17 protein-coding genes are annotated in these 19,646 nt (G+C 74.0%); 6 read left to right on the forward strand and 11 right to left on the reverse strand.

Annotated elements, in window-relative coordinates; translation table 11 throughout:
• Nucleotides 1-96 precede the first annotated feature (96 nt).
• On the forward strand, nt 97-963 hold the full coding sequence (locus FB457_RS05915) for an alpha/beta fold hydrolase (RefSeq protein ID WP_145781069.1): 867 nt from the start codon (nt 97-99) through the stop codon (nt 961-963).
• Here the strand turns inward: FB457_RS05915 and FB457_RS05920 are convergent.
• Nucleotides 937-1,587, reverse strand: a complete 651-nt coding sequence (locus FB457_RS05920) for a TetR/AcrR family transcriptional regulator (protein WP_047014553.1) — start codon at nt 1,585-1,587, stop codon at nt 937-939. The two genes, FB457_RS05915 and FB457_RS05920, sit on opposite strands and share 27 nt — an antisense overlap.
• A 107-nt stretch (nt 1,588-1,694) precedes the next feature.
• On the opposite strand from FB457_RS05920, the gene FB457_RS35895 reads away from it, so the two are divergent.
• Together FB457_RS35895 and FB457_RS05925 are read left to right on the forward strand one after the other, a co-directional pair.
• Nucleotides 1,695-1,850: a hypothetical protein gene (locus FB457_RS35895; protein ID WP_253911128.1), complete on the forward strand. Its 156-nt coding sequence runs from the start codon at nt 1,695-1,697 to the stop codon at nt 1,848-1,850.
• Between the two features lie 17 nt (nt 1,851-1,867).
• Complete coding sequence (locus tag FB457_RS05925; protein WP_253911127.1) at nt 1,868-2,350, forward strand: hypothetical protein; 483 nt, start codon at nt 1,868-1,870, stop codon at nt 2,348-2,350.
• A gap of 16 nt (nt 2,351-2,366) precedes the next feature.
• Here FB457_RS05925 and FB457_RS05930 read toward each other — a convergent pair whose 3' ends face one another.
• The 10 genes from FB457_RS05930 to FB457_RS05975 all read right to left on the reverse strand — a co-directional run bounded on the left by FB457_RS05930 (nt 2,367) and on the right by FB457_RS05975 (nt 15,827).
• Complete coding sequence (locus FB457_RS05930; RefSeq protein ID WP_047014552.1) at nt 2,367-3,182, reverse strand: APH(3') family aminoglycoside O-phosphotransferase; 816 nt, start codon at nt 3,180-3,182, stop codon at nt 2,367-2,369.
• Nucleotides 3,179-3,532 carry a VOC family protein gene (locus FB457_RS05935; RefSeq protein ID WP_047014551.1) on the reverse strand — a complete coding sequence of 118 codons (354 nt, stop codon included), beginning with the start codon at nt 3,530-3,532 and terminating at the stop codon, nt 3,179-3,181. The genes FB457_RS05930 and FB457_RS05935 overlap by 4 nt, the downstream gene beginning before the upstream one ends.
• A 76-nt stretch (nt 3,533-3,608) precedes the next feature.
• The gene (locus tag FB457_RS05940; RefSeq protein WP_047014550.1) at nt 3,609-4,898 is read right to left on the reverse strand and encodes an exo-beta-N-acetylmuramidase NamZ family protein; all 1,290 of its coding nucleotides are present in this window, start codon (nt 4,896-4,898) and stop codon (nt 3,609-3,611) included.
• A gap of 96 nt (nt 4,899-4,994) precedes the next feature.
• Complete coding sequence (locus tag FB457_RS05945) at nt 4,995-5,633, reverse strand: LutC/YkgG family protein (protein ID WP_047014549.1); 639 nt, start codon at nt 5,631-5,633, stop codon at nt 4,995-4,997.
• 52 nt (nt 5,634-5,685) lie between these two features.
• Complete coding sequence (locus tag FB457_RS05950; protein WP_145781293.1) at nt 5,686-7,149, reverse strand: lactate utilization protein B; 1,464 nt, start codon at nt 7,147-7,149, stop codon at nt 5,686-5,688.
• Nucleotides 7,150-7,181: 32 nt separating this feature from the next.
• On the reverse strand, nt 7,182-7,898 hold the full coding sequence (locus FB457_RS05955) for a (Fe-S)-binding protein (protein ID WP_047014548.1): 717 nt from the start codon (nt 7,896-7,898) through the stop codon (nt 7,182-7,184).
• On the reverse strand, nt 7,877-9,394 hold the full coding sequence (locus FB457_RS05960; RefSeq protein ID WP_145781071.1) for a rhamnulokinase: 1,518 nt from the start codon (nt 9,392-9,394) through the stop codon (nt 7,877-7,879). Before FB457_RS05960 ends, FB457_RS05955 begins: the two co-directional genes overlap by 22 nt.
• Nucleotides 9,391-11,451, reverse strand: coding sequence for a bifunctional aldolase/short-chain dehydrogenase (locus FB457_RS05965; RefSeq protein ID WP_145781073.1), 2,061 nt, complete (start codon nt 11,449-11,451; stop codon nt 9,391-9,393). The genes FB457_RS05960 and FB457_RS05965 overlap by 4 nt, the downstream gene beginning before the upstream one ends.
• On the reverse strand, nt 11,439-12,596 hold the full coding sequence (gene rhaI / locus FB457_RS05970; protein WP_047014545.1) for an L-rhamnose isomerase: 1,158 nt from the start codon (nt 12,594-12,596) through the stop codon (nt 11,439-11,441). Before rhaI ends, FB457_RS05965 begins: the two co-directional genes overlap by 13 nt.
• Before the next feature lie 45 nt (nt 12,597-12,641).
• Nucleotides 12,642-15,827 (reverse strand): alpha-L-rhamnosidase, encoded by a 3,186-nt coding sequence (locus tag FB457_RS05975; protein ID WP_047014544.1) that lies wholly within the window; start codon nt 15,825-15,827, stop codon nt 12,642-12,644.
• Nucleotides 15,828-16,036: 209 nt separating this feature from the next.
• On the opposite strand from FB457_RS05975, the gene FB457_RS05980 reads away from it, so the two are divergent.
• From FB457_RS05980 to FB457_RS05990, 3 genes are read left to right on the forward strand one after another with little or no spacing between them, the layout of a single operon-like run.
• Entirely contained in the window at nt 16,037-17,548 is a 1,512-nt protein-coding gene (locus FB457_RS05980) for an ATP-binding cassette domain-containing protein (RefSeq protein ID WP_145781075.1), read from the forward strand.
• Nucleotides 17,545-18,585: an ABC transporter permease gene (locus FB457_RS05985; RefSeq protein WP_047014542.1), complete on the forward strand. Its 1,041-nt coding sequence runs from the start codon at nt 17,545-17,547 to the stop codon at nt 18,583-18,585. The genes FB457_RS05980 and FB457_RS05985 overlap by 4 nt, the downstream gene beginning before the upstream one ends.
• Nucleotides 18,582-19,565: an ABC transporter permease subunit gene (locus tag FB457_RS05990; RefSeq protein WP_145781077.1), complete on the forward strand. Its 984-nt coding sequence runs from the start codon at nt 18,582-18,584 to the stop codon at nt 19,563-19,565. Before FB457_RS05985 ends, FB457_RS05990 begins: the two co-directional genes overlap by 4 nt.
• The last annotated feature ends 81 nt before the right edge of the window (nt 19,566-19,646 follow it).

A 19,646-nucleotide genomic window follows, 5' to 3' on the forward strand; every position in this document is an offset into this window, starting at 1 on the left:
CACCGCCGGGGCCGGCACGCGCACCCCGCGCGCCGATCGCTTCCCCCTCCCTTCACGGCCCTCAAACTGAGCGAACGGTCGTGCTATCTTCTGACCATGAAGCCTGTCGTCACCGCGCTCATAGGCAAGGTCCTCAACGCCACCGCCGCCGTCTCCCCGGGCCTCGCGGGCCGCGGCGCCCTCGTCCTCTACCGCCATCCGCGCTCCGACCGCGCCTTCGACGACGCCGAACGCCGGCTGCTCGCGGGCGCGTTCACCGGCTGTCTCACCGTGGCCGGCAAGAACGTGGTCACCTACTGCTGGGGCGACGGCGAGCGGCCCGTGCTGCTCGTGCACGGCTGGCGCTCCCGGGCCACGCACTTCGCCCCGTACATCGCCGCGCTGCGCGCCGCCGGCTACACGCCCGTCGCGTTCGACGCCCCCGCCCACGGCGCCTCGGAAGGGCGCCGCACCACCGTGCTGGAGTACCGCGAGATCATCGCCCGGCTGTACGAGGAGCACGGCCGGTTCGAGGCCGTCGTCGCGCACTCCCTCGGCGGCTCCGCCGCCTTCCTCGCGCTGCGCGGCGCCGCCGCCTCGGACCGCCTCGTGGTGATCTCCGGCGTCGCCGACTTCGACCACGTCGTCGACGTGTTCTGCGCAGGGCTCGGCCTCGGGCCCCGGGTGAAGACCGCGCTGCGGCGGCGCATCGAGACCGACATGTTCCCCGGCGAGCACGACCTGTGGCGGCGCTTCGACGTCACGTACCGCCCGGCCGAGGTCACCCCCCCGATCCTGCTCGTCCACGATGAGAAGGACCGCATGGTCGCCGCCGCGCAGGCGGACAAGACCGCGGCGGCCTACGGCGGGCAGGTCAGGCAGCACCGCACCAGCGGCCTCGGGCACCGGCGGATCCTCGCGGATCCCGGCGTGGTGCGCACGGCGCTGGAGTTCGTCTCAGCAGGGGAGCGCGTCCGGGACTGAGTCCGGCTCCGCGGCCGCCGCACGCAGCCGCGCCACGACGGCGGAGGCGGCCAGGTCGTACGCGTCCTGCGCGCCGTGCAGCAGCGACAGCAGGTTGGCGTGCTCCAGGAGCGCGATCAGCTCGAACGCGAGCCGTCCCGCGCCGGTGTCCGGCCGCAGTTCACCGGCGGCGCGGGCCTCCTCGACGGTCCGCTCCACGTACGCCGCCCAGTCGCGGTGCGCCGCCGCCACCGCGTCGTGCACGGCGCCGCTGCGGGAGGCGAACTCGGCCGCCGCGCCGTAGAAGAAGCAGCCGCCGGGGAAGACGCGCTCGCGCGAGTAGCGCAGCCAGTGGGAGCAGAGCGACAGCAGCCTGCCGACCCCCGGCGGCTGGTCCTGTACGGGCCCGACCACGGTCTTGGCGAACACCGCTCCCGCGGCCCGCACCGTCGCGAGCTGCAGCTCCTCCTTGGAGCCGAAGAGCGCGAAGACGCCGCTCTTGCTCAGCCCCAGCTCGTTCGCGATCCGGCCCAGCGACAGGCCCTCCAGGCCCTCCACCGAGGCGATGTCCATCGTCCGCCGCAGCACGAGCCGGCGCGTGTGATTGCCGCGCTCGACCCGCCCGTCCACCCGCGTACCGGCCACTCCGCTCACCTCCTTTACCTACCGGCCAGTCTACTGACCAGTGCCGTCCCCGCCCCCGGCGGAAAGGGCAGGGCCGGTTGCGGGTGGCGGGCGGCACACTGGTCGGTATGGGTGAGACGCGAACCGCGATCGAGGAGCTGACGGGGCTGTGGTTCTCCAGCGGCGGCGACGAGGACGGGCCGATGCCCACGCGCACGACCGGGCCCCGCGCGACGGGGCCCCGCGCGAGCCGGCGCCGCGCGGCCCGCGGGGCTCGCGGCTGATCCTCACCGGCGCCGTCGTGTCCGGGCTGCTGCTGGTCAGCGGGGTCTGGGCGGTGCTCGGGGACTCGCAGCGGACCTTGGGCGTGCCGGTGCCCGGCGCGGAGCTGGTGCACTTCGCGTCCGGTCACGGGTACGAGCCGGTGCGTACGGTGCTGCGCTCGCGCACGGACGTCGCCGACTTCGCGAAGCGGTACCCGGCGGCGGCGAAGAGCGCGCGGGACCCCGGCGGGCCGGGCCGGCGGGACTTCACGACCGAGGCGCTGGTCGCCTTCGCGTGGCGCACCGGGTGCACCCGCGCCGGCTCCGCCGACCTGCGCAGTTCCGAGGAGCGCGGGCTGTTCGCGGAGCCGGCCGACACCACGGCGTACCGGAAGTGCGCGGAGCCCTTCGACGCGCTCGCCGTCTTCGCGGTGCCGCGGGAGTGGGCGCCGCACGGCGTCGAGCTATCGGGCGAGCCGCCGGATCCGCCGGGACCCACCGGGGCGCCGGAGGAGCGGTGACGCGGATGACGGGGCGTCAGAAGAACTCGTCCAGCAGGGTGTAGAACTCCGTCCGGGCCGGGTCGACGCGCACGTCCCCCTCGCCGGCCGCGCGGTAGGTGCGCAGGAACAGCCCGGCGGCCGCCGGGCCGTGCTGCGGGTTGAGGTCCTCGTCGGAAAAGCTGCGGACGGCCAGCGCGAGGTCCAGGTGCCGGTCGGCGACGCCCAGGCGGCCCAGGTCGATGACGCCGGAGACCTCCAGCGTCGCCGGGTCGACCAGCACGTTCGGTGCGCACAGGTCGCCGTGGCAGACGACGAGGTCCTCGACGGCGGGGCGGGTGCGCTCCAGCTCGGCGAAGAGGCCGGCGGCGCTGCGGCCGCGCCGGCCGTCGTCGAAGTCCTCCTCGTCCACCAGCCCGGCGGCGACCGCCGCCCCCGCCAGCGGCACCGTCACCGACAGGTTCCGGACGAACGGGCAATCGGCGACGGGCAGTTCATGCAGCCGCCGGGTGAACCGGGCCAGCGCCTCGACGGCCCCCGCCCGCAGGTCCGCCGGCCACGGCTCGGCCAGCGACCGCCCGGGCCGCGCCCGCGTCACCAGCCACGTGGTCCCGTCCGCCGCCCCGGCGTCGAGCACCTCGGGCGCGGGGAGCCCCTGGGCGCGCAGCCACCGGGTGCACGCCGCCTCGTGCCGCAGATCGGCGCCGGGCTCTGCGGGCCCGTCCCCGGCCGCCGCCGTCTTCACGAACAGTTCACCCGGCCCGGTGAGCCGCCAGACGCCCGCGCCCGACATGCCGTCGGTCACCGGCTGCCAGTCGTACGACGCATAGCGGGCCCGCAGCTCGGCCGTCACCGCTCCTCTTCGAAGACGCAGAACTCGTTGCCCTCGGGGTCGGCTATGACCGTCCAGTCGATCTCGTCGTCACGCCGGCGGACCAGCGTCGCGCCCAGCGCCTCCATCTCCTCCGGGACACCCCAGACGTCGAGGTGTATCCGGTTCTTCACCGTCTTCGCCTCCGGGACGGGATTGATCCAGATCAGCGGGCCCCGCCCGGCCGGGTCGTGGATGGGCACCGGCCACTCGGCGGGCCACTCCTCGCCTGACTCCTGCCGGCGGGCGTAGCCCAGGGCGGTGCACCACCAGTCGGCGAGCGCCTGGTGGTCCCGGGCGTCCAGCGCGAGATCCTTGAAGCGTGCGGGCATACGGGCGATCCTAACCCCCGCCCCGCGGGCCGCCGGGGCCCGCCGCGGGGCGGGTCCCCGGGAGCCGGGGCGTCCGTCAGCGGTAGAGCAGGTAGCGCCGGCGGCGGCGGGTGAAGTCGGCCAGTTCGTCCTTCCACGCGGCCACGACCTCGGCCACGTCCCGGCCCTCGTCGATCATCGTGCGCATCCGCGGCGAGCCCGACAGCTTGTCGATCCAGAAGGGCCGCTGCGGGTCCCAGCTGTCCTGCCGCCAGGCGAACTCCGGGTAGCGCGCGGCCTCCACGAGCATCGCCACCGCGGCCGTCACCGGCTCGTAGCGGCGCCGGTCGGCGACGTGCACCTGCACGCCCGCGCACGTCGCGCCCACGTGCTTGCCGAACGTCGGCACGAAGTACGCCTCGCGGAACTCCACTCCGGGCAGCCCGCGGGCGTTGAGCCGGTCGCTGTAGTGGTAGTCCAGGTAGGGCGCGCCGATCCACTCGAACGGGCGCGTGGTGCCGCGGCCCTCGGAGAGGTTGGTGCCCTCGAAGAAGCAGGTGCCCGCGTACGCCAGTGCCGTGTCGGCGGTCGGCATGTTCGGGGAGGGCGGCACCCAGGGCAGGTCGCCGTCCTGCGCGTACGACTCGGGGTCCCAGCCCCGTACCCGTACGACCTCCAGCTCCACCCGGCCGCCCGCGCCCTCGTCGGGCAGCAGTTCGCCGTTGAAGTAGCGGGCCAGCTCGCCGACGGTCATGCCGTGCTGCTGGACGATGGGCTTGAGGCCCACGCCCGAGGTGAAGCCCGGGGTCATCATCGCGCCGTCGGCGCGGCGGCCGATCGGGTTGGGGCGGTCGAGGACGACGAAGGCGGCCCCGGTCTCGCGGGCGGCGACCATCGCGTTGTACATGGTCCAGATGTACGTGTAGAAGCGTGCGCCGACGTCCTGGATGTCGAACACGATCGTGTCCGCGCCCGCCTTGGCGAACAGCTCGGCCATCTTCGCGGCGTTCGCGCCGTACGCGTCGTAGACCGTCAGCCCGGTGCGCGGGTCGATGGTCTCCGGCTCGGCCTCCCCGGCCTGCGCGCTGCCGCGGAAGCCGTGTTCCGGGCCGAAGACGCCGGCGATGTCGAGGGTGCCGGAGGTGTGCATGGAGTCGACGACGTGGCGGGTGTCGCGGAGGATGCCGGTCGGGTTGCTGACGATGCCCAGCCGGCGGCCGCGCAGCACGGACCAGCCCTCTGCGGCGGCGGCGTCGGCGCCGGCCTGCAGCGCGGCGGGGCGCCCGCCCGCGCGGGCGGGCGCGGCGCCGGCGAGCAGGGGTACGGCCGCGCCTGCGGCGGTGCCCGTCAGGAGCGTACGGCGGGACGGTGCGGAAGGTCTCGGCATGGCGCAGAAGCTAACCGACCGCGGGGGAGGGGAACAGGGTCCCGGCGGGTTGCCAGTGGTGTACAACTCTGGTGGCGGGAGGCAACTGAGGGGATGTCAGCCCGTCACCAGCACGACCTCCAGCGTCCGCGGCCCGTGCACGCCCTCCACCCGGTCCAGCTCGATGTCGCTGGTCGCCGAGGGGCCCGAGATCCAGGTCTGCGGCCGGGCCGGGTCCAGCCGCTCCATGGCCTGCGGCAGCGAGTCCACCACCTGCTCCGGGACCCGCACCACGCACACGTGGTGGTCGGGGATGAGGGTGATCCGCCGCCTGCCCTGCCCGGCGCCGGCGTCCAGCACGATCGTGCCGGTCTCCGCGACGGCCAGCGCGCAGCCCGTCAGCACGCTGTCGACCGCGTCCAGGTCCCGGGCGGTGCTCGCGGCCGTGTCGGGGACGCGGGTGGCACCGACCGCCGCGGTCCAGGCGGGCGGCAGCCCGTCGGGTACGAGCAGGGTGCGGGTGCCGCGCCCGGCGAACAGCCGCGCCAGCAGCGCCGGCAGCCCCCCGGCGTCCGTACGGTGCACGAGGGCGCGGTAGTCGGCGAGGTTCTCCGCGAGCAGGTCCGCGGACTCGGCGGGGGAGCGGTCGCCGTGCACGCGCAGGTAGTCGCGCGGCACCGCCGGCTCGGGCGTGCCCGCGGTGTCGCGGGTGGCGGCCCGTACCCGCGCGAGGATCGTCTCCCTGCTGCTGCTCACCGCGCACTCCTCCCGCTCCGCGTCCCACGACCGGCCCGTACGGTACGGCCCGTCACGATCCCGCTCCGCGGGTGCGCTGCCACCATGCGCGGAACGACTCCTTCGGCACCGGCGGCAGGTCCCGCGTCGCCGACCACGCCTTCCCGGGCCCCGGCAGCCGGCGCGGGTGCAGCCGCCGGGTGCCTGTCGTGGCGCGCAGCGCGGCGCCGTAGACGCGCGGGTGGTCCATCGTCCAGCGCGCCGCGCGCATCGCCGCCCGCTCCGCTGCGTGTCCCTTCGCCGGCTTGATCACGGCCTTCGTGCCGCGCACCGTGTACGTGCCGCCCTCGGCGACCCGCGTGCGCAGGTGCACGAGCACCTCGGGGATGTCGATGGCGACCGGGCACACCTCGTAGCACGCGCCGCACAGCGTCGAGGCGTACGGCAGCGAGGCGTCCAGCGCGCTTGCCGTGCCGCGGAGCTGGGGGGTGAGGATCGCCCCGATCGGGCCCGGGTAGGCGGAGCCGTACGCGTGCCCGCCGGCGCGCTCGTAGACCGGGCAGACGTTGAGACACGCCGAGCATCTGATGCACCGCAGCGCCTGGCGTCCCACCTGGTCGGACAGCGTGTCGGTGCGTCCGTTGTCCAGCAGCACGAGGTGGAAGTCGCGCGGTCCGTCTCCCTCGGCGGGGCCGGTCCAGGTACTCGTGTACGGGTTCATCCGCTCGGCGGTCGAGGAGCGCGGCAGCAGTTGCAGGAAGACCTCCAGGTCCCGCCAGCTCGGCACGATCTTCTCGATGCCGACGACGGAGATCAGCGTCTCCGGCAGCGTCAGGCACATCCTCCCGTTGCCCTCGGACTCCAGCACCACCATCGTGCCGGTCTCGGCGACCATGAAGTTCGCGCCGGAGACGGCGACCCTGGCGTCGAGGAACTTCTCCCGCAGGTGCAGCCGCGCGGCCTCGGCCAGCTCCGCGGGCCGGTCGCCGAGCCCGGCGGGCGCGGGGCGGCCCCAGTCGGCCATGCGGTCGCGGAAGATGTCGCGGATCTCGCCGCGGTTCTTGTGGATGGCGGGGACCAGGATGTGCGACGGCAGGTCCTCGCCGAGCTGCACGATCAGCTCGGCGAGGTCGGTCTCGTACGCGCGGATGCCGGCCTCCGCCAGCGCCTCGGTGAGCCCGATCTCCTGCGTGGCCATCGACTTGACCTTGACGACCTCGTCGGCGCCGGTCTCCCGGACCAGACGGGTGACGATCGCGTTGGCCTCCGCGGCGTCGACCGCCCAGTGCACGTGCCCGCCCGCGGCGGTCACCGCCGCCTCCAACTGCTCCAGATAGTGGTCCAGGTGGCGCAGCGTGTCGTCCTTGATGGCGGCGCCCGCGGCGCGCAGCCGGTCCCAGTCGGCGAGTTCGGCGACGGCCGCCGCGCGCTTGCCGCGGATGGTGCGCGTCGCGTGGGTGAGGTTGGCGCGCAGGGTGGCGTCTGCGGTGGCCGCGGCGGCGGACTGCGGGAAGGCCGCCGGGCGGGTGCGGGGCATGCCCAGGAACGTACGGGCCGCTCGGGTCTCGCTCACCACACGTCCCCTTCCGTGCTCGCCAGGATCTCCGCGATGTGCACCGGCCGTACCGGCGAGCCGCGGCGCGCCAGCGTGCCGCCGATGTGCATCAGGCAGGAGTTGTCCGCCGCGCACACCGCCTGCGCGCCCGACTCCTCCACGTGCCGCGCCTTGTCGGCGCCCATCGCCGCCGAGACCGCGGGGTTCTTCAGTGCGAACGTACCGCCGAACCCGCAGCATTCGTCCGCGCCCTCCAGTTCGTGCAGGGTCAGCCCCTTCACCTGCTCCAGCAGGTGCCGTGGCCGGTCGCCGAGACGGAGCACGCGCAGACCGTGACAGGTCGGATGATAGGTGACCGTGTGTGGGTAGTACGCGCCGACATCGGTCACGTCGAGGACGTCGGTGAGGAACTCCGTCAGCTCGTACGTGCGCGGGGCGACGGCCGCCGCGGCGGGCTCGCCGATCCGCGGGTAGTTGTCGCGGACCATAGCCGCGCACGAGCCGGACGGCGAGACCACGTACTCGTAGTCCGCGAACACGTCCGCGTAGCGACGCGCGAGCGGCCGGGTCTCACCCAGATAACCGGTGTTGAACTGGGCCTGCCCGCAGCAGGACTGCGCGAGCGGGAAGTCGACCGTCACCCCCAGCCGCTCCAGCAGGGCCACGACCGCACGCCCGGTGCGCGGGTAGAGCGTGTCGTTGACACATGTCACGAAGAGCGCAACGCGCATTCCGCTTCCTCCCAGGCCGATCCGCCGCCGCCGGGTTCATACTCCCGCAGCGGCTGCGTTCTGTGAAGCAGAGATCGGAGGTCTGACAGGGTGCCGTCGATCACGCCGGCCGCCCGCGCCTGGACGAGGACGTTGCCGAGGGCCGCCGCCTCCACCGGACCCGCGACCACCGGCAGCCCGCAGGCGTCCGCCGTCAGCCGGCACAGCAGCCCGTTGCGCGCGCCACCGCCGACCACGTGCACCACCCGCACCGTACGCCCCGACAGCCGCTGTGCGTCGGCCACCGCGCGGCGGTGCGCCAGGGCGAGGGAGTCCAGCACGCAGCGCACGGTCTCCGCCGCGGACCGCGGCTCCGGCCGCCCCGCCCGCCGGCACGCCGCCGCGATCCGCTCCGGCATCCGGCCCGGGGCGAGGAACGCCGGGTCGCCGGCGTCCACGTACGAGCGCAGCGGGGGCGCCGCGGCGGCGCCGGCGAGCAGGGCGTCCAGCTCGTAGGTGTGCCCCTCGGCGTCCCAGGCGCGCAGGCACTCCTGGAGCAGCCACAGACCCATGATGTTGCGCAGGTAGCGGACGGTGCCGTCCACGCCCAGCTCGTTGGTGAAGTTGGCGGCGCGGCTCTCCTCGGTGAGTACGGGCGCGGGCAGTTCGACGCCCGCCAGGGACCAGGTGCCGGTGGCGATGTACGCGAAGTCCGCGTCCCGCGCCGGCACGCCGACGACGGCCGAGGCGGTGTCGTGCGAGCCGACCGCGGTCACCGGCACCGGACCGGTCAGGCCCGTCTCCTCCAGCACCGCGGGCAGCAGCTCGCCCGCCGGGTCGCCGGGGCGGCGCAGCGGCGGGAAGAGCCCGAGGTCGACGCCCGCGGCCTCGGCGACGCGGCGGGAGAACGCGCCGGTGCGCGGGTCGACCAGCGCCGTGGTGGAGGCGTTGGTCAGCTCGGTGCCGGCCTCGCCGGTCAGCCAGTACGCGACGAGGTCGGGAATGAGCAGCAGTCGCCGGGCCGCGGCCAGGGCGGGAGTGCCGCGGGCGGCGAGGAGCTGGTAGACGGTGTTGAACGGCAGGTGCTGCAGGCCCGTCGCCCGGTACAGCTCCGCGGCGGGCAGCACCGCGGCCAGCTTCGCCGCCATCCCCTCGGTGCGGGCGTCGCGGTAGTGCACCGGGTTGCCGATCAGCGCGCCGGACGCGTCGAGCAGGCCGTAGTCGACGGCCCAGGAGTCGACGCCCACGCCGGCGAGCCCGCCCCCGGAACGCCGGCCGGCCGCGCGCAGTCCTTCCAGCACGCCCGCGTAGAGCGCCAGGACGTCCCAGTGGAGCGTCCCGGCCAGCCGGACCGGCCGGTTGGGGAACCGGTGCACCTCCTCGATGTGCAGCTCGCCGCCGCCGGCCCGGCCGAGCATCACGCGCCCGCTGGCGGCGCCGAGGTCCACGGCCGCGAACGGCAGCGAGTTCCCGTCGGCCCCGCCGCCGCCCGTGCCCGGCCCGTACGCCCGGCTCACCGCAGGAACGCGGCGGCGACGCCCGCGTCCACGGGGATGTGCAGCCCGGTCGTGTGGCTCAGCTCGCCCGCCGTGAGCGCGAACACCGCGTTCGCCACGTGCTCCGGCAGCACCTCGCGCTTCAGCAGCGTCCGCTGCGCGTAGAACTCGCCGAGCTTCTCCTCCGGCACCCCGTACACCGCCGCCCGCCTGGCGCCCCAGCCGCCGGCGAAGATGCCGGAGCCGCGCACGACGCCGTCGGGGTTGATGCCGTTGACGCGTACGCCCAGTTCACCCAGCTCCGCGGCCAGCAGCCGCACCTGGTGTGCCTGGTCGGCCTTGGCGGCCCCGTACGCGATGTTGTTCGGACCGGCGAACACGCCGTTCTTGGAGGCGATGTAGACGATGTCTCCGCCCACGCCCTGGGCGGCCAGCACCCGCGCCGCCTCGCGGGAGACGAGGAACGAGCCGCGCGCCATGATGGCGTGCTGGGTGTCCCAGTCCGCCGCGGTGGTCTCCGCCAGCGGCTTCGAGACCGAGATCCCGGCGTTGTTGACGACGAGGTCCACGCCGCCGAACGCGAGCACGGCGGCCCGGAACGCCGCCGCGATCTGCTCCTCCTCCGTGACGTCCACCGGCACCGCGACCGCCTTGTCGGGACCGCCCAGTTCCGCGGCGACCGCCCCCGCGCCCGCCGCGTCCCGGTCGGCGACGACGACGCACGCGCCCTCCGCCGCCAGCCGCCGGGCGATGGCCCGCCCGATGCCCGAGCCCGCGCCCGTGACCAGCGCCACCCGGGTGGCCAGCGGCTTCGGCGGCGGCATGCGGCGCAGCTTGGCCTCCTCCAGCTCCCAGTACTCGATACGGAACTTCTCCGCCTCGGCGATGGGGGCGTACGTGGACACCGCCTCGGCGCCGCGCATCACGTTGATCGCGTTGACGTAGAACTCGCCCGCCACCCGGGCCGTCTGCTTGTCCTTGCCGAAGCTGAACATTCCCACGCCGGGCACCAGGACGATCGCCGGGTCGGCGCCGCGCATGGCAGGCGAGTCCGGGGCGGCGTGGCGCTCGTAGTAGGCGCGGTAGTCCTCGCGGTACGCCGCGTGCAGCTCCCGGAGCCGGGCGACCGCCTCCGCCGCCGGCGCGTCCGGCGGCAGGTCGAGGACCAGCGGCCGGACCTTGGTGCGCAGGAAGTGGTCGGGGCAGGAGGTGCCGAGGGCGGCCAGCCGCGGGTGGGCCTCGCGCGCCAGGAAGTCCAGCACGGCCTCGCCGTCGGTGAAGTGCCCGACCTGCGGCCGGTCCGCCGAGGCCAGCCCGCGGACGACCGGGGCCAGCACGGCGGCCCGCGCCCGGCGTTCGGCCTCCGGCAGCGGCCCGTAGCCCTCCAGGAGCGGGCCGAAGGGCTCGGGCCGCCCCTGCTCGGCGAGGAACCGCTCGGCGGTGCGGATGATCTCCAGCGAGTTGCGCTCGCACTCCGCGGAGTCCGCCCCCCACGCCGTGATGCCGTGGCCGCCGAGGACCACGCCGATCGCCTCGGGGTGCGCCTCGTGCACCGCGGCGATGTCCAGGCCCAGTTGGAAGCCGGGCCGCCGCCACGGCACCCACACCACGCGCTCGCCGAAGCACCGCCGGGTCAGCTCCTCGCCGTCCGCGGCGCAGGCCAGGGCGATGCCCGAGTCGGGGTGGAGGTGGTCGACGTGCGCGGCGCCGACCAGGGCGTGCATGGCGGTGTCGATCGAGGGCGGGGCGCCGCCCCTGCCGTGCAGGCAGTAGTCGAACGCGCCCACCATCTCGTCCTCGCGGTCCACCCCCGGGTACGTGCCGGTCAGCGCGCGCAGCCGGTCGAGGCGCAGCACCGCCAGGCCCGCGGCGGTCAGCGTGCCGAGGTCGCCGCCGGAGCCCTTGACCCACATCAGCTCCACGTCGCCCCCGGTCACCGGGTCCTTCGCGGTGCCCTTCGCGGAGGCGTTGCCGCCCGCGTAGTTGGTGTTGCGCGGGTCCGCCCCCAGCCTGTGCGCCCGCGCCAGCAGGTCCGCCACCGGGTCGTACGCGCCGGCCCCCCCGCTCACGCGCCCCACCCGGCCTGCGTGCCGCCGACCCGCTCCGCGGCGATCCGCTCGGCCCACCCCGAGCGCCGGTACGCGGCCATCGGGTCCGGGTCGAGCCCCATCTCCTCGCGCACCTCGGCCAGGAGCGGCCGCACGTCCGTGTTGTAGGCGTCCATCAGCACGGCGTTGGCGGCCAGCACGTCGCCCTCGCGCTGCGCGGCGGCCAGCGCCTCGCGGTCGACGAGAAGCGCCTTGGCGGTGGCCTCCTGGACGTTCATCACCGAGCGGATGATCGCGGGGATCTTCGGCTCGATGTTGTGGCACTGGTCGAGCATGAAGGCGACGCCGGGGCCGAGCCCCCCGCCGCGTACCACCTCGTACATGAGGCGGAACAACTGGAACGGGTCGGCCGCGCCGACCATCAGGTCGTCGTCGGCGTAGAAGCGGGAGTTGAAGTCGAAGCCGCCGAGCTTCCCCTCCCGCAGCAGCACCGCGACGATGAACTCGATGTTGGTGCCAGGCGCGTGGTGCCCGGTGTCCACGACCACCTGCGCCCGGTCGCCCAGGCGCAGGCAGTGCGCGTACGCCGTGCCCCAGTCCGGCACGTCCATGTGGTAGAACGCCGGCTCGAAGAGCTTGTACTCCAGCAGCATCCGCTGCCCCTCGCCCAGCCGTTCGTAGACCGCGGCCAGCGCCTCTGCGAGCCGGTCCTGGCGCTCGCGCAGGTCGTCCTGGCCGGGGTAGTTGGTGCCGTCGGAGAACCACAGCTTCAGGTCCCGCGAGCCGGTGGCGTCCATGATGTCGACGCACTCCATCAGGTGCGCGAGCGCCTTGCGCCGCACCGCCGGGTCGGGGTGGGTGACCGAGCCCAGCTTGTAGTCGTCGTCCTGGAAGACGTTGGCGTTGATGGCCCCGAGCCTGAGCCCGCGCTCCTTCGCGTACGCCGCGAGCGCCGCGTAGCCGTCGGCGCCCTCCACCCGGTCCCACGGGATGTGCAGCGCCACGGACGGCGCCACCCCGGTGTGCTCGTGCACCCGGGCGGCGTCGTCCAGCTTCTCCTGGGGCGTGCGCGGCACCCCCGGCTGCGCGAAGACCTTGAAGCGTGTGCCTGAGTTGCCGTACGCCCAGGAGGGTGTCTCGACTGCCTGGGACTTGAGTGCCGCTTTCACGGTCATCGCGAAGCCTTTCCGCGCGGGGTGTCGCTGTCGTGTGGGGTGTGGTCAGTTGGCGAAGCGGTGCGTGCCCGCGTCCGCGGCGAAGACGGCGCAGCCGTCCTCCGTCCGCAGGAAGCGGGCGCGGCCGTGGGAGACGTCCGCCGCGGCCCGGGCCGGGACCCAGACCTCGGCGGTGGTGTTGAAGGGGAGCGTCACGTCCAGCCGCAGCCGGCCGTCGCGCACCTGCCAGTCGGTGGTGACGGGGCCGTAGAGCGTGCTGAGCCGGCCGCGCGCCCGGTCGACCTCGCCGCCGGGGCGGGGCCGGATCAGCAGCTTGCGGAAGCCCGGCTCCGCGGGGGCGATCCCGGTGATGTGGCGGTACATCCACTCGCCGACGCAGCCGTAGGCGTAGTGGTTGAAGGAGTTCATGCCCGCGTCCTGGAACGATCCGTCGGGCTTGATGGAGTCCCAGCGCTCCCACATGGTGGTGGCGCCGTTGGCGATCTGGTAGCCCCAGCCGGGGAAGGTGTCCTGGTGCAGCAGCCGGTACGCGACGTCGGTGTGCCCCGTGGCCGTCAGCACCGGCAGCAGCCGGGGGGTGCCGAGGAAGCCGGTGGACAGGTGCCAGTCGCGGGCCCCGACGAGCGCGACGAGCCGGTCGGCGGCGGGCTTGCGGGCGTCCTCGGGCAGCAGGTCCATGGAGAGCGCCAGCACGTACGCGGTCTGCGTGTCGCCCTTGATCCGGGCGCCGCCTTCGGAGACGTACGCGGCCGTGAACGCTTCGCGCACGGCGCGGAAGAGCGTGTCGTACGGGGCCGGGTCGCGGCCGAGGACGCGGGCGATCCGGGCGACGAGGTCGGCGCTGTGCGCGAAGTACGCGGTGCCGATGACGTCCTTGGGGGTCTCGTCCTGCGTGTTGAGCCAGTCGCCGTAGCCCGCGGCGGGGCGGAGGTAGCCGTTGCTGTTGCGCTTCAGGTACTCCAGCCACTCCAGCATCGAGGACCACGACTGCTCCAGCACCCGGGTGTCGCCGTACGCCTGGTACAGCGCCCACGGGACCGTCGTGCCGGCGTCGCCCCAGCCGGCGACGCCCTTGCCGACGGGCCCGACCCACGGGGCGACGTCGGGGTACGCGCCGTCGTCGTCCTGATCGTCGCGCAGGTCGTACAGCCACTTGGTGAGGAAGCGGGCGGACTCCATCGTGTACGCCGCGGTGGGCGCGAAGACGTTGATGTCGCCGGTCCAGCCGAGGCGTTCGTCGCGGGCGGGGGTGTCGGTGGGCACGGAGAGGAAGTTGCCGCGCTGGCCCCAGGTGATGTTGGAGTGCAGTCGGTTGAGCGTCGGCACGTTGGTCTCGAACTCCATCGTGAACGGCGCGGCGGTGTGCATGACCCGGCCGGTGACCGCGGTCTTCTCCGGCCGTCCCGGGTAGCCGGTGACTTCGACGTAGCGGAAGCCGTGGAAGGTGAACTTCGGCTCGTAGACCTCGCCGCCGTCCGCGCCGCTCAGGGTGTACGTGTCGGTGGCGCGGGCGGTGCGCAGGTTGGCGGTGTACAGGGTGCCGTCGGGGTTGAGGACTTCGGCGTGGCGCAGCGTGACGACCGTGCCGGCCCTGCCCTTCACCCGCAGCCGCACGGCGCCGACCATGTTCTGGCCGAGGTCGAAGACGAACACCCCGGGCGCGGGCTCGGTGACCGTCCGCGCTGGCAGCTCGCTCTCCACCCGGGTCGGCGCGTCGACCTGCGCGACGATCGCCGTGCCGCCTCCGTCGGCGGCCTCGGCGGGCCGCCAGCCGGAGTCGTCGAAGCCGGGCGAGGTCCAGCCGGGGGTCTCCAGCCGGGCGTCGTGGTCCTCGCCGGCCATCAGGTCCGCGGCGGTGACGGGGCCGCCGGCGCCGCGCCAGCCGGTGTCCGACAGGATCCGCTCAACGCCGCCGTCGGCGTACGTGACCTCCAACTGCGCGAGCAGCGCAGGGCGTTCGCCGTAGTGGTGCGGGCCGAACCAGCCGAGGTTGCCCGCGTACCAGCCGGCGGCCAGGTCGACTCCGATGGCGTTGGCGCCGGGCCGCAGCAGGCTCGTGACGTCGTACGTCTGGTACTGCACCCGCTTGTGGTAGTCGGTCCAGCCGGGTGCGAGCACGTCCTCGCCGACCCGGTGGCCGTTGAGGTGCGCCTCGTACAGCCCGAGGGCCGTGGCGTACAGCCGCGCGCGGACGATGCGCCGCGTGGGCAGCCGGAACTCGTGCCGCAGCCTGGCGGCGGGCAGTGAGACGGGCACGGCGACCTCGCCCCACGGGCCCGCGCCCCAGGGGGCCAGGACCTTGGCGGCCTCCCAGCCGGAGTCGTCGAAGTCCGGCGCGGTCCAGCCGGCGGCCGGCTCGGCGTCGGCGGACTTCCAGTCGCCGTCGGTGACCAGGGTGGTCACGCCGTCGGCGGTGGTCAGTTCGAGGGCGCCGAGCAGCCCGGCGGGACCGACGGCGCCGTTGGTGGCGGAGACCGCGATCACGGCGGTGCCCGCGGTGAGCAGCCCCGTCACGTCCACGACGTCGGGGCGGTTCCAGGCGGTGCCGGAGGAGACCTCGGTGCCGTCGACGTACGTGGTGTGGCGGTCGTCCGCGGCCACGGCGAGCCGGGCCCGGGTGACGCCCTCGGGGACGGCGAGCCGGGCGCGGAACCAGCGGGTCTCGGCGGGGGCGCTGCTCGCCGGGTCGCCCTCGGGGAACCAGATCCACGAGGAGCCGGTGATGTCGGGCGCGTCGGCCGGCAGGCCGGGCGCGGCGATCCAGCTCGCGTCCCAGTCCTCGCCGCGCAGCCCGGTCTCCCACCAGGTGGGCTCGCTCCAGTCGGAGGCGGTGCCGTCCTGGTCCCAGACGCGGACCGTCCAGTGGTAGCGGGTACGGGGCCGCAACTCGGGACCGCCGTACGGCACGAGGACGGAGTCGCCGGATTCGACCTTGCCGCTGTCCCACACGTCGGGGTCGCTCAGCTTCTGCTCCGCGGTGGCCACCTTGATCCGGTACGCGCTCTGCGTCCCGCCCGGCGCGCCGGACTCCACGGGCCAGCTCAGCCGCGGGCGGTCGACGTCGAGACCGAGGGGCCGGCCGGCGTACTCGACGGTCGGCCGGGTCACCTCCGCCTCCCGGACCGCATCACTCCCGGCGACCGTGGCAGCGCGGGCGGCGGGGGTGGCGCCGGTGGCGGCGGCGGTGCCCAGGGCGGTGGCGGTGCCGAGGAGTCGACGTCTGCTGATCACGGGGTCCTCCGGGGGACGGCGCGAGCATGAATCGTTTCAGATCACGAAGTTAGGGAGGCGTCGAGGGGGTGTCAAGGGGCCGCGGGGAACTTGACATTGCCCGGAAAGTTTCCATGTCTGACCCATTGACGTGCCTGTTGGGGGAGGTCTAGCTTCCGTGAAAACTCATTGAAACCTTTCATGAACTGCCGACCGCAACGGTGCTGACCATGACAGAAGTGCCCGTCCTGGCCGCGCGCGGCCTGAGCAAGTCCTTCGGGGCCGTACGCGCCCTGCAGGACGTCTCCCTCACGCTGCACGCCGGCGAGGCGCACGCCCTCGCCGGCGAGAACGGTGCGGGGAAGTCCACCCTCATCAAGACCCTCGCCGGCGTGCACAGCCCCGACGCCGGCCAACTGCTCCTCGACGACGCCCCGGTGGCCTTCCACGGCCCGGCCGACGCCCGCGACGCGGGCATCGCCGTGATCTACCAGGAACCCACGCTCTTCCCCGACCTGTCCATCGCGGAGAACATCTTCATGGGCCGCCAGCCCCGCCGCACCCTGCGCCGCATCGACCGCGCCGCGGTCCACGACGCCACCGCCGCGCTCATGCGCCGCCTCGGCGTCGACCTCGACCCCGACCGGCCGGCGCGCGGCCTGTCCATCGCCGACCAGCAGATCGTGGAGATCGCCAAGGCGCTGTCGTTCGACGCCCGCGTCCTGATCATGGACGAGCCCACCGCCGCCCTCACCGGCAGCGAGACCGCCCGTCTCTTCGCCGTCGTCGAGGCGCTGCGCGCCGAGGGCGCCGCGGTGCTGTTCATCTCCCACCGGCTGGACGAGATCTTCCGGCTCTGCCGCCGCGTCACCACGCTGCGCGACGGCCGCTGGATCGCCACCGACGAGGTCGCCGCGCTCACCGAGGACGACCTGGTACGCCGCATGGTCGGCCGCGACCTGGACGAGCTGTACCCCAAGCAGGACGCGGAACTGGGCGGGACCGCGCTGTCCGTACGGCGCCTCACCCGCGAAGGCGTCTTCCACGACGTCTCCTTCGACGTCCGCCGCGGCGAGATCGTCGCGCTCGCCGGACTCGTCGGCGCCGGCCGCAGCGAGGTCGTCCAGGCCGCGTTCGGCGTCGACACCCCCGACGCCGGCGAGGTGCACGTGGCCGGCCGTCCGCTGCGCCGGGGCTCGCCCACGGCCGCCATGGACGCGGGCGTCGCCCTCGTCCCCGAGGACCGGCGGCAGCGCGGCCTGGTCATGGAGATGTCCATCGAGCGCAACATCGGCCTCACCGGACTCGGCCGCCTCGGCTCCGCCGGGCTCGTCAAGCGGACGCTGGAGCGCGGCCGGGCCGCCGACTGGGCGGCGAAACTGCGGCTGAAGTACGGCCGGCTCTCCGACGACGTCGGCGTGCTCTCCGGCGGCAACCAGCAGAAGGTCGTCCTCGCCAAGTGGCTCGCCACCGAGCCCTCGGTGCTCATCGTGGACGAGCCGACCCGCGGCATCGACGTCGGCACCAAGGCCGAGGTGCACCGGCTGCTCTCCGAACTGGCCGCCGGCGGCCTGGCCGTCCTCATGGTCTCCTCCGACCTGCCGGAAGTCCTCGGCATGGCCGACCGCGTGCTCGTCATGCACGAGGGCCGCCTCGTCGCCGAGATCCCGCGGGCCGAGGCCACGGAGGAGTCGGTGATGACCGCCGCGACCGGCCGCGGCGCCAGGGAGGCGGCGGCATGAGCGCGACCGTACAGAAGACGGAACCCGCCCCCGCGGGCGGCGATGAGCGCTCCGCGCGCTCGGTTACCGACATGATCTTCCGCGCCCGCGAACTCTCCATCGGCGGCGCCCTCGTCTTGCTGATCCTCTGCACCTGGATAGCCAACCCCAGCTTCCTGGACGACCAGGGCGTCAAGGACCTGCTGCTCAACTCGTCCATCCTGGTGCTGCTCGCCGTCGGCCAGTCCGTCGTCGTCATCACCCGCAACATCGACCTCTCGGTCGGCTCCGTCGTCGGCCTCACCGCCTTCGCCTGCGGCGACTTCGTCTCCGGCACCGACCACAGCGCGTTCACCGTCGTCCTCCTCGGCATCGCGCTGGGCACCGCCTGCGGACTGGTCAGCGGGCTGCTGGTGAGCTTCGGCAAGGTGCCCGCGCTGGTCGTGACCCTCGGCATGCTCTACGTGATCCAGGGCCTTGACTACTGGTGGGCGGGCGGCGAGCAGATCAACGCCGCCAACCTCCCCGACGACGTCCTCTCCCTCGGCACCGGCAGCCTCCTCGGCATCCCGTACCTGCCGCTGATCACCGCCGCCGTCCTCGCCGCCACCGCGTACTACCTGCGCGCCTACACCGGCGGCCGGGAGCTGTACGCCATCGGCTCCAACCCCGAGGCCGCCCGCCTCGCCGGCATCCCCATCCGTCGCCGCGTGCTCGGCGCGTACGCCTTCTCCGGCGCCATCGCCGGCTTCGCCGGCGCGCTCTGGCTCGCCCGCTTCGGCACCGTCGTCGCCGACGCCGCCAACGGCTGGGAGCTGACCGTCGTCAGCGCCGTCGTCGTCGGCGGCGTCGCCATCACCGGCGGCGTCGGCTCGGTGTGGGGCGCCGCGCTCGGCGCCGCGCTGCTCACCACCATCGGCAGCGCGCTGGTCGTGCTCAAGGTCAGCTCCTTCTGGCAACAGGCCATCACCGGCGTGCTGCTGCTCGCCGCCATCACCACCGACCGCATCGTGCAGCGGCGCACCACCAGCGCGCTGCGGAAGAGGAGGCGGCAGTGAAGTCGCTCGGCACCTACCTGCGGTGGGACACCGCCGTCGGCATCCTGCTGATCGCGGTGTTCCTGGCCGGCACCTCGTCCACCGACGGCTTCGCCTCCACCGGCAACATGTCCGCCGCGCTGAACGACACCGCCGAGATCGCCCTCATCGCGCTGCCGATGACGCTGCTCGTCGTCGCGGGCCAGGTCGACCTGTCGGTCGCCTCCATGCTCGGCCTGTCCAGCGCGCTCGCGGGCTCCCTCTGGGACGCGGGGTACGCCTTCGAGCTGATCGTGCCCGTCTGCCTGCTCGCCGGCGCGGCGGGCGGGCTGCTCAACGGCTGGCTCGTCACCCGCGTCGGGCTGCCGCCGCTGGCCGTCACCATCGGCACGCTCACGCTCTACCGGGGCCTGGCCTCGGTGGTCCTCGGCGACAAGGCCGTCGCGGGCTTCCCCGACACCTACTCCCAGTGGGCCTCCTCCACCGAGACCGTGCCGGGCACCTTCGTGCCGTACCCCATCGCGCTCTTCGCGGTGCTCGCCGTGCTCGCCGCCGTGCTGCTGCACATGACCGGCTTCGGCCGGTCGCTGTACGCCATCGGCGCCCAGGAGGACGCCGCCTGGTTCGCCGGCGTCCGCGTCAAGCGCATCAAGCTCGCGCTGTTCGTCGTCTCCGGCCTGATGGCGTCCTTCGCCGGCATCGTCTACACCCTCCGCTACGGCAGCGCCCGCGCCGACAACGGCCTCGGCCTCGAACTCGTCGTGATCGCCTCCGTGCTCCTCGGCGGCGTCGACTTCAACGGCGGCAAGGGCACCCTCGGCGGCGCCGTGGCCGGTGTGCTCCTCATCGGCCTGCTCAACAACCTCCTCACCCTCAACGACGTGGCCAACGAGATCCGCGTGATCGTCACCGGGCTGCTGCTCATCGCCTCCGTACTCGCCCCGCGCGCCATCTCCACGCTCGCGGAGCGCCGCAACCGCCGCCTCGCTGCGGCCCCCTGACCTCGTACCCCGACCCTCGATACCCCCCAGCCCCATCCCCCCGGTCTGCCTCAGCTCCGCGGATCCGCGGAACCGAACGCG

Source organism: Streptomyces sp. CNZ287 (assembly GCF_007827615.1).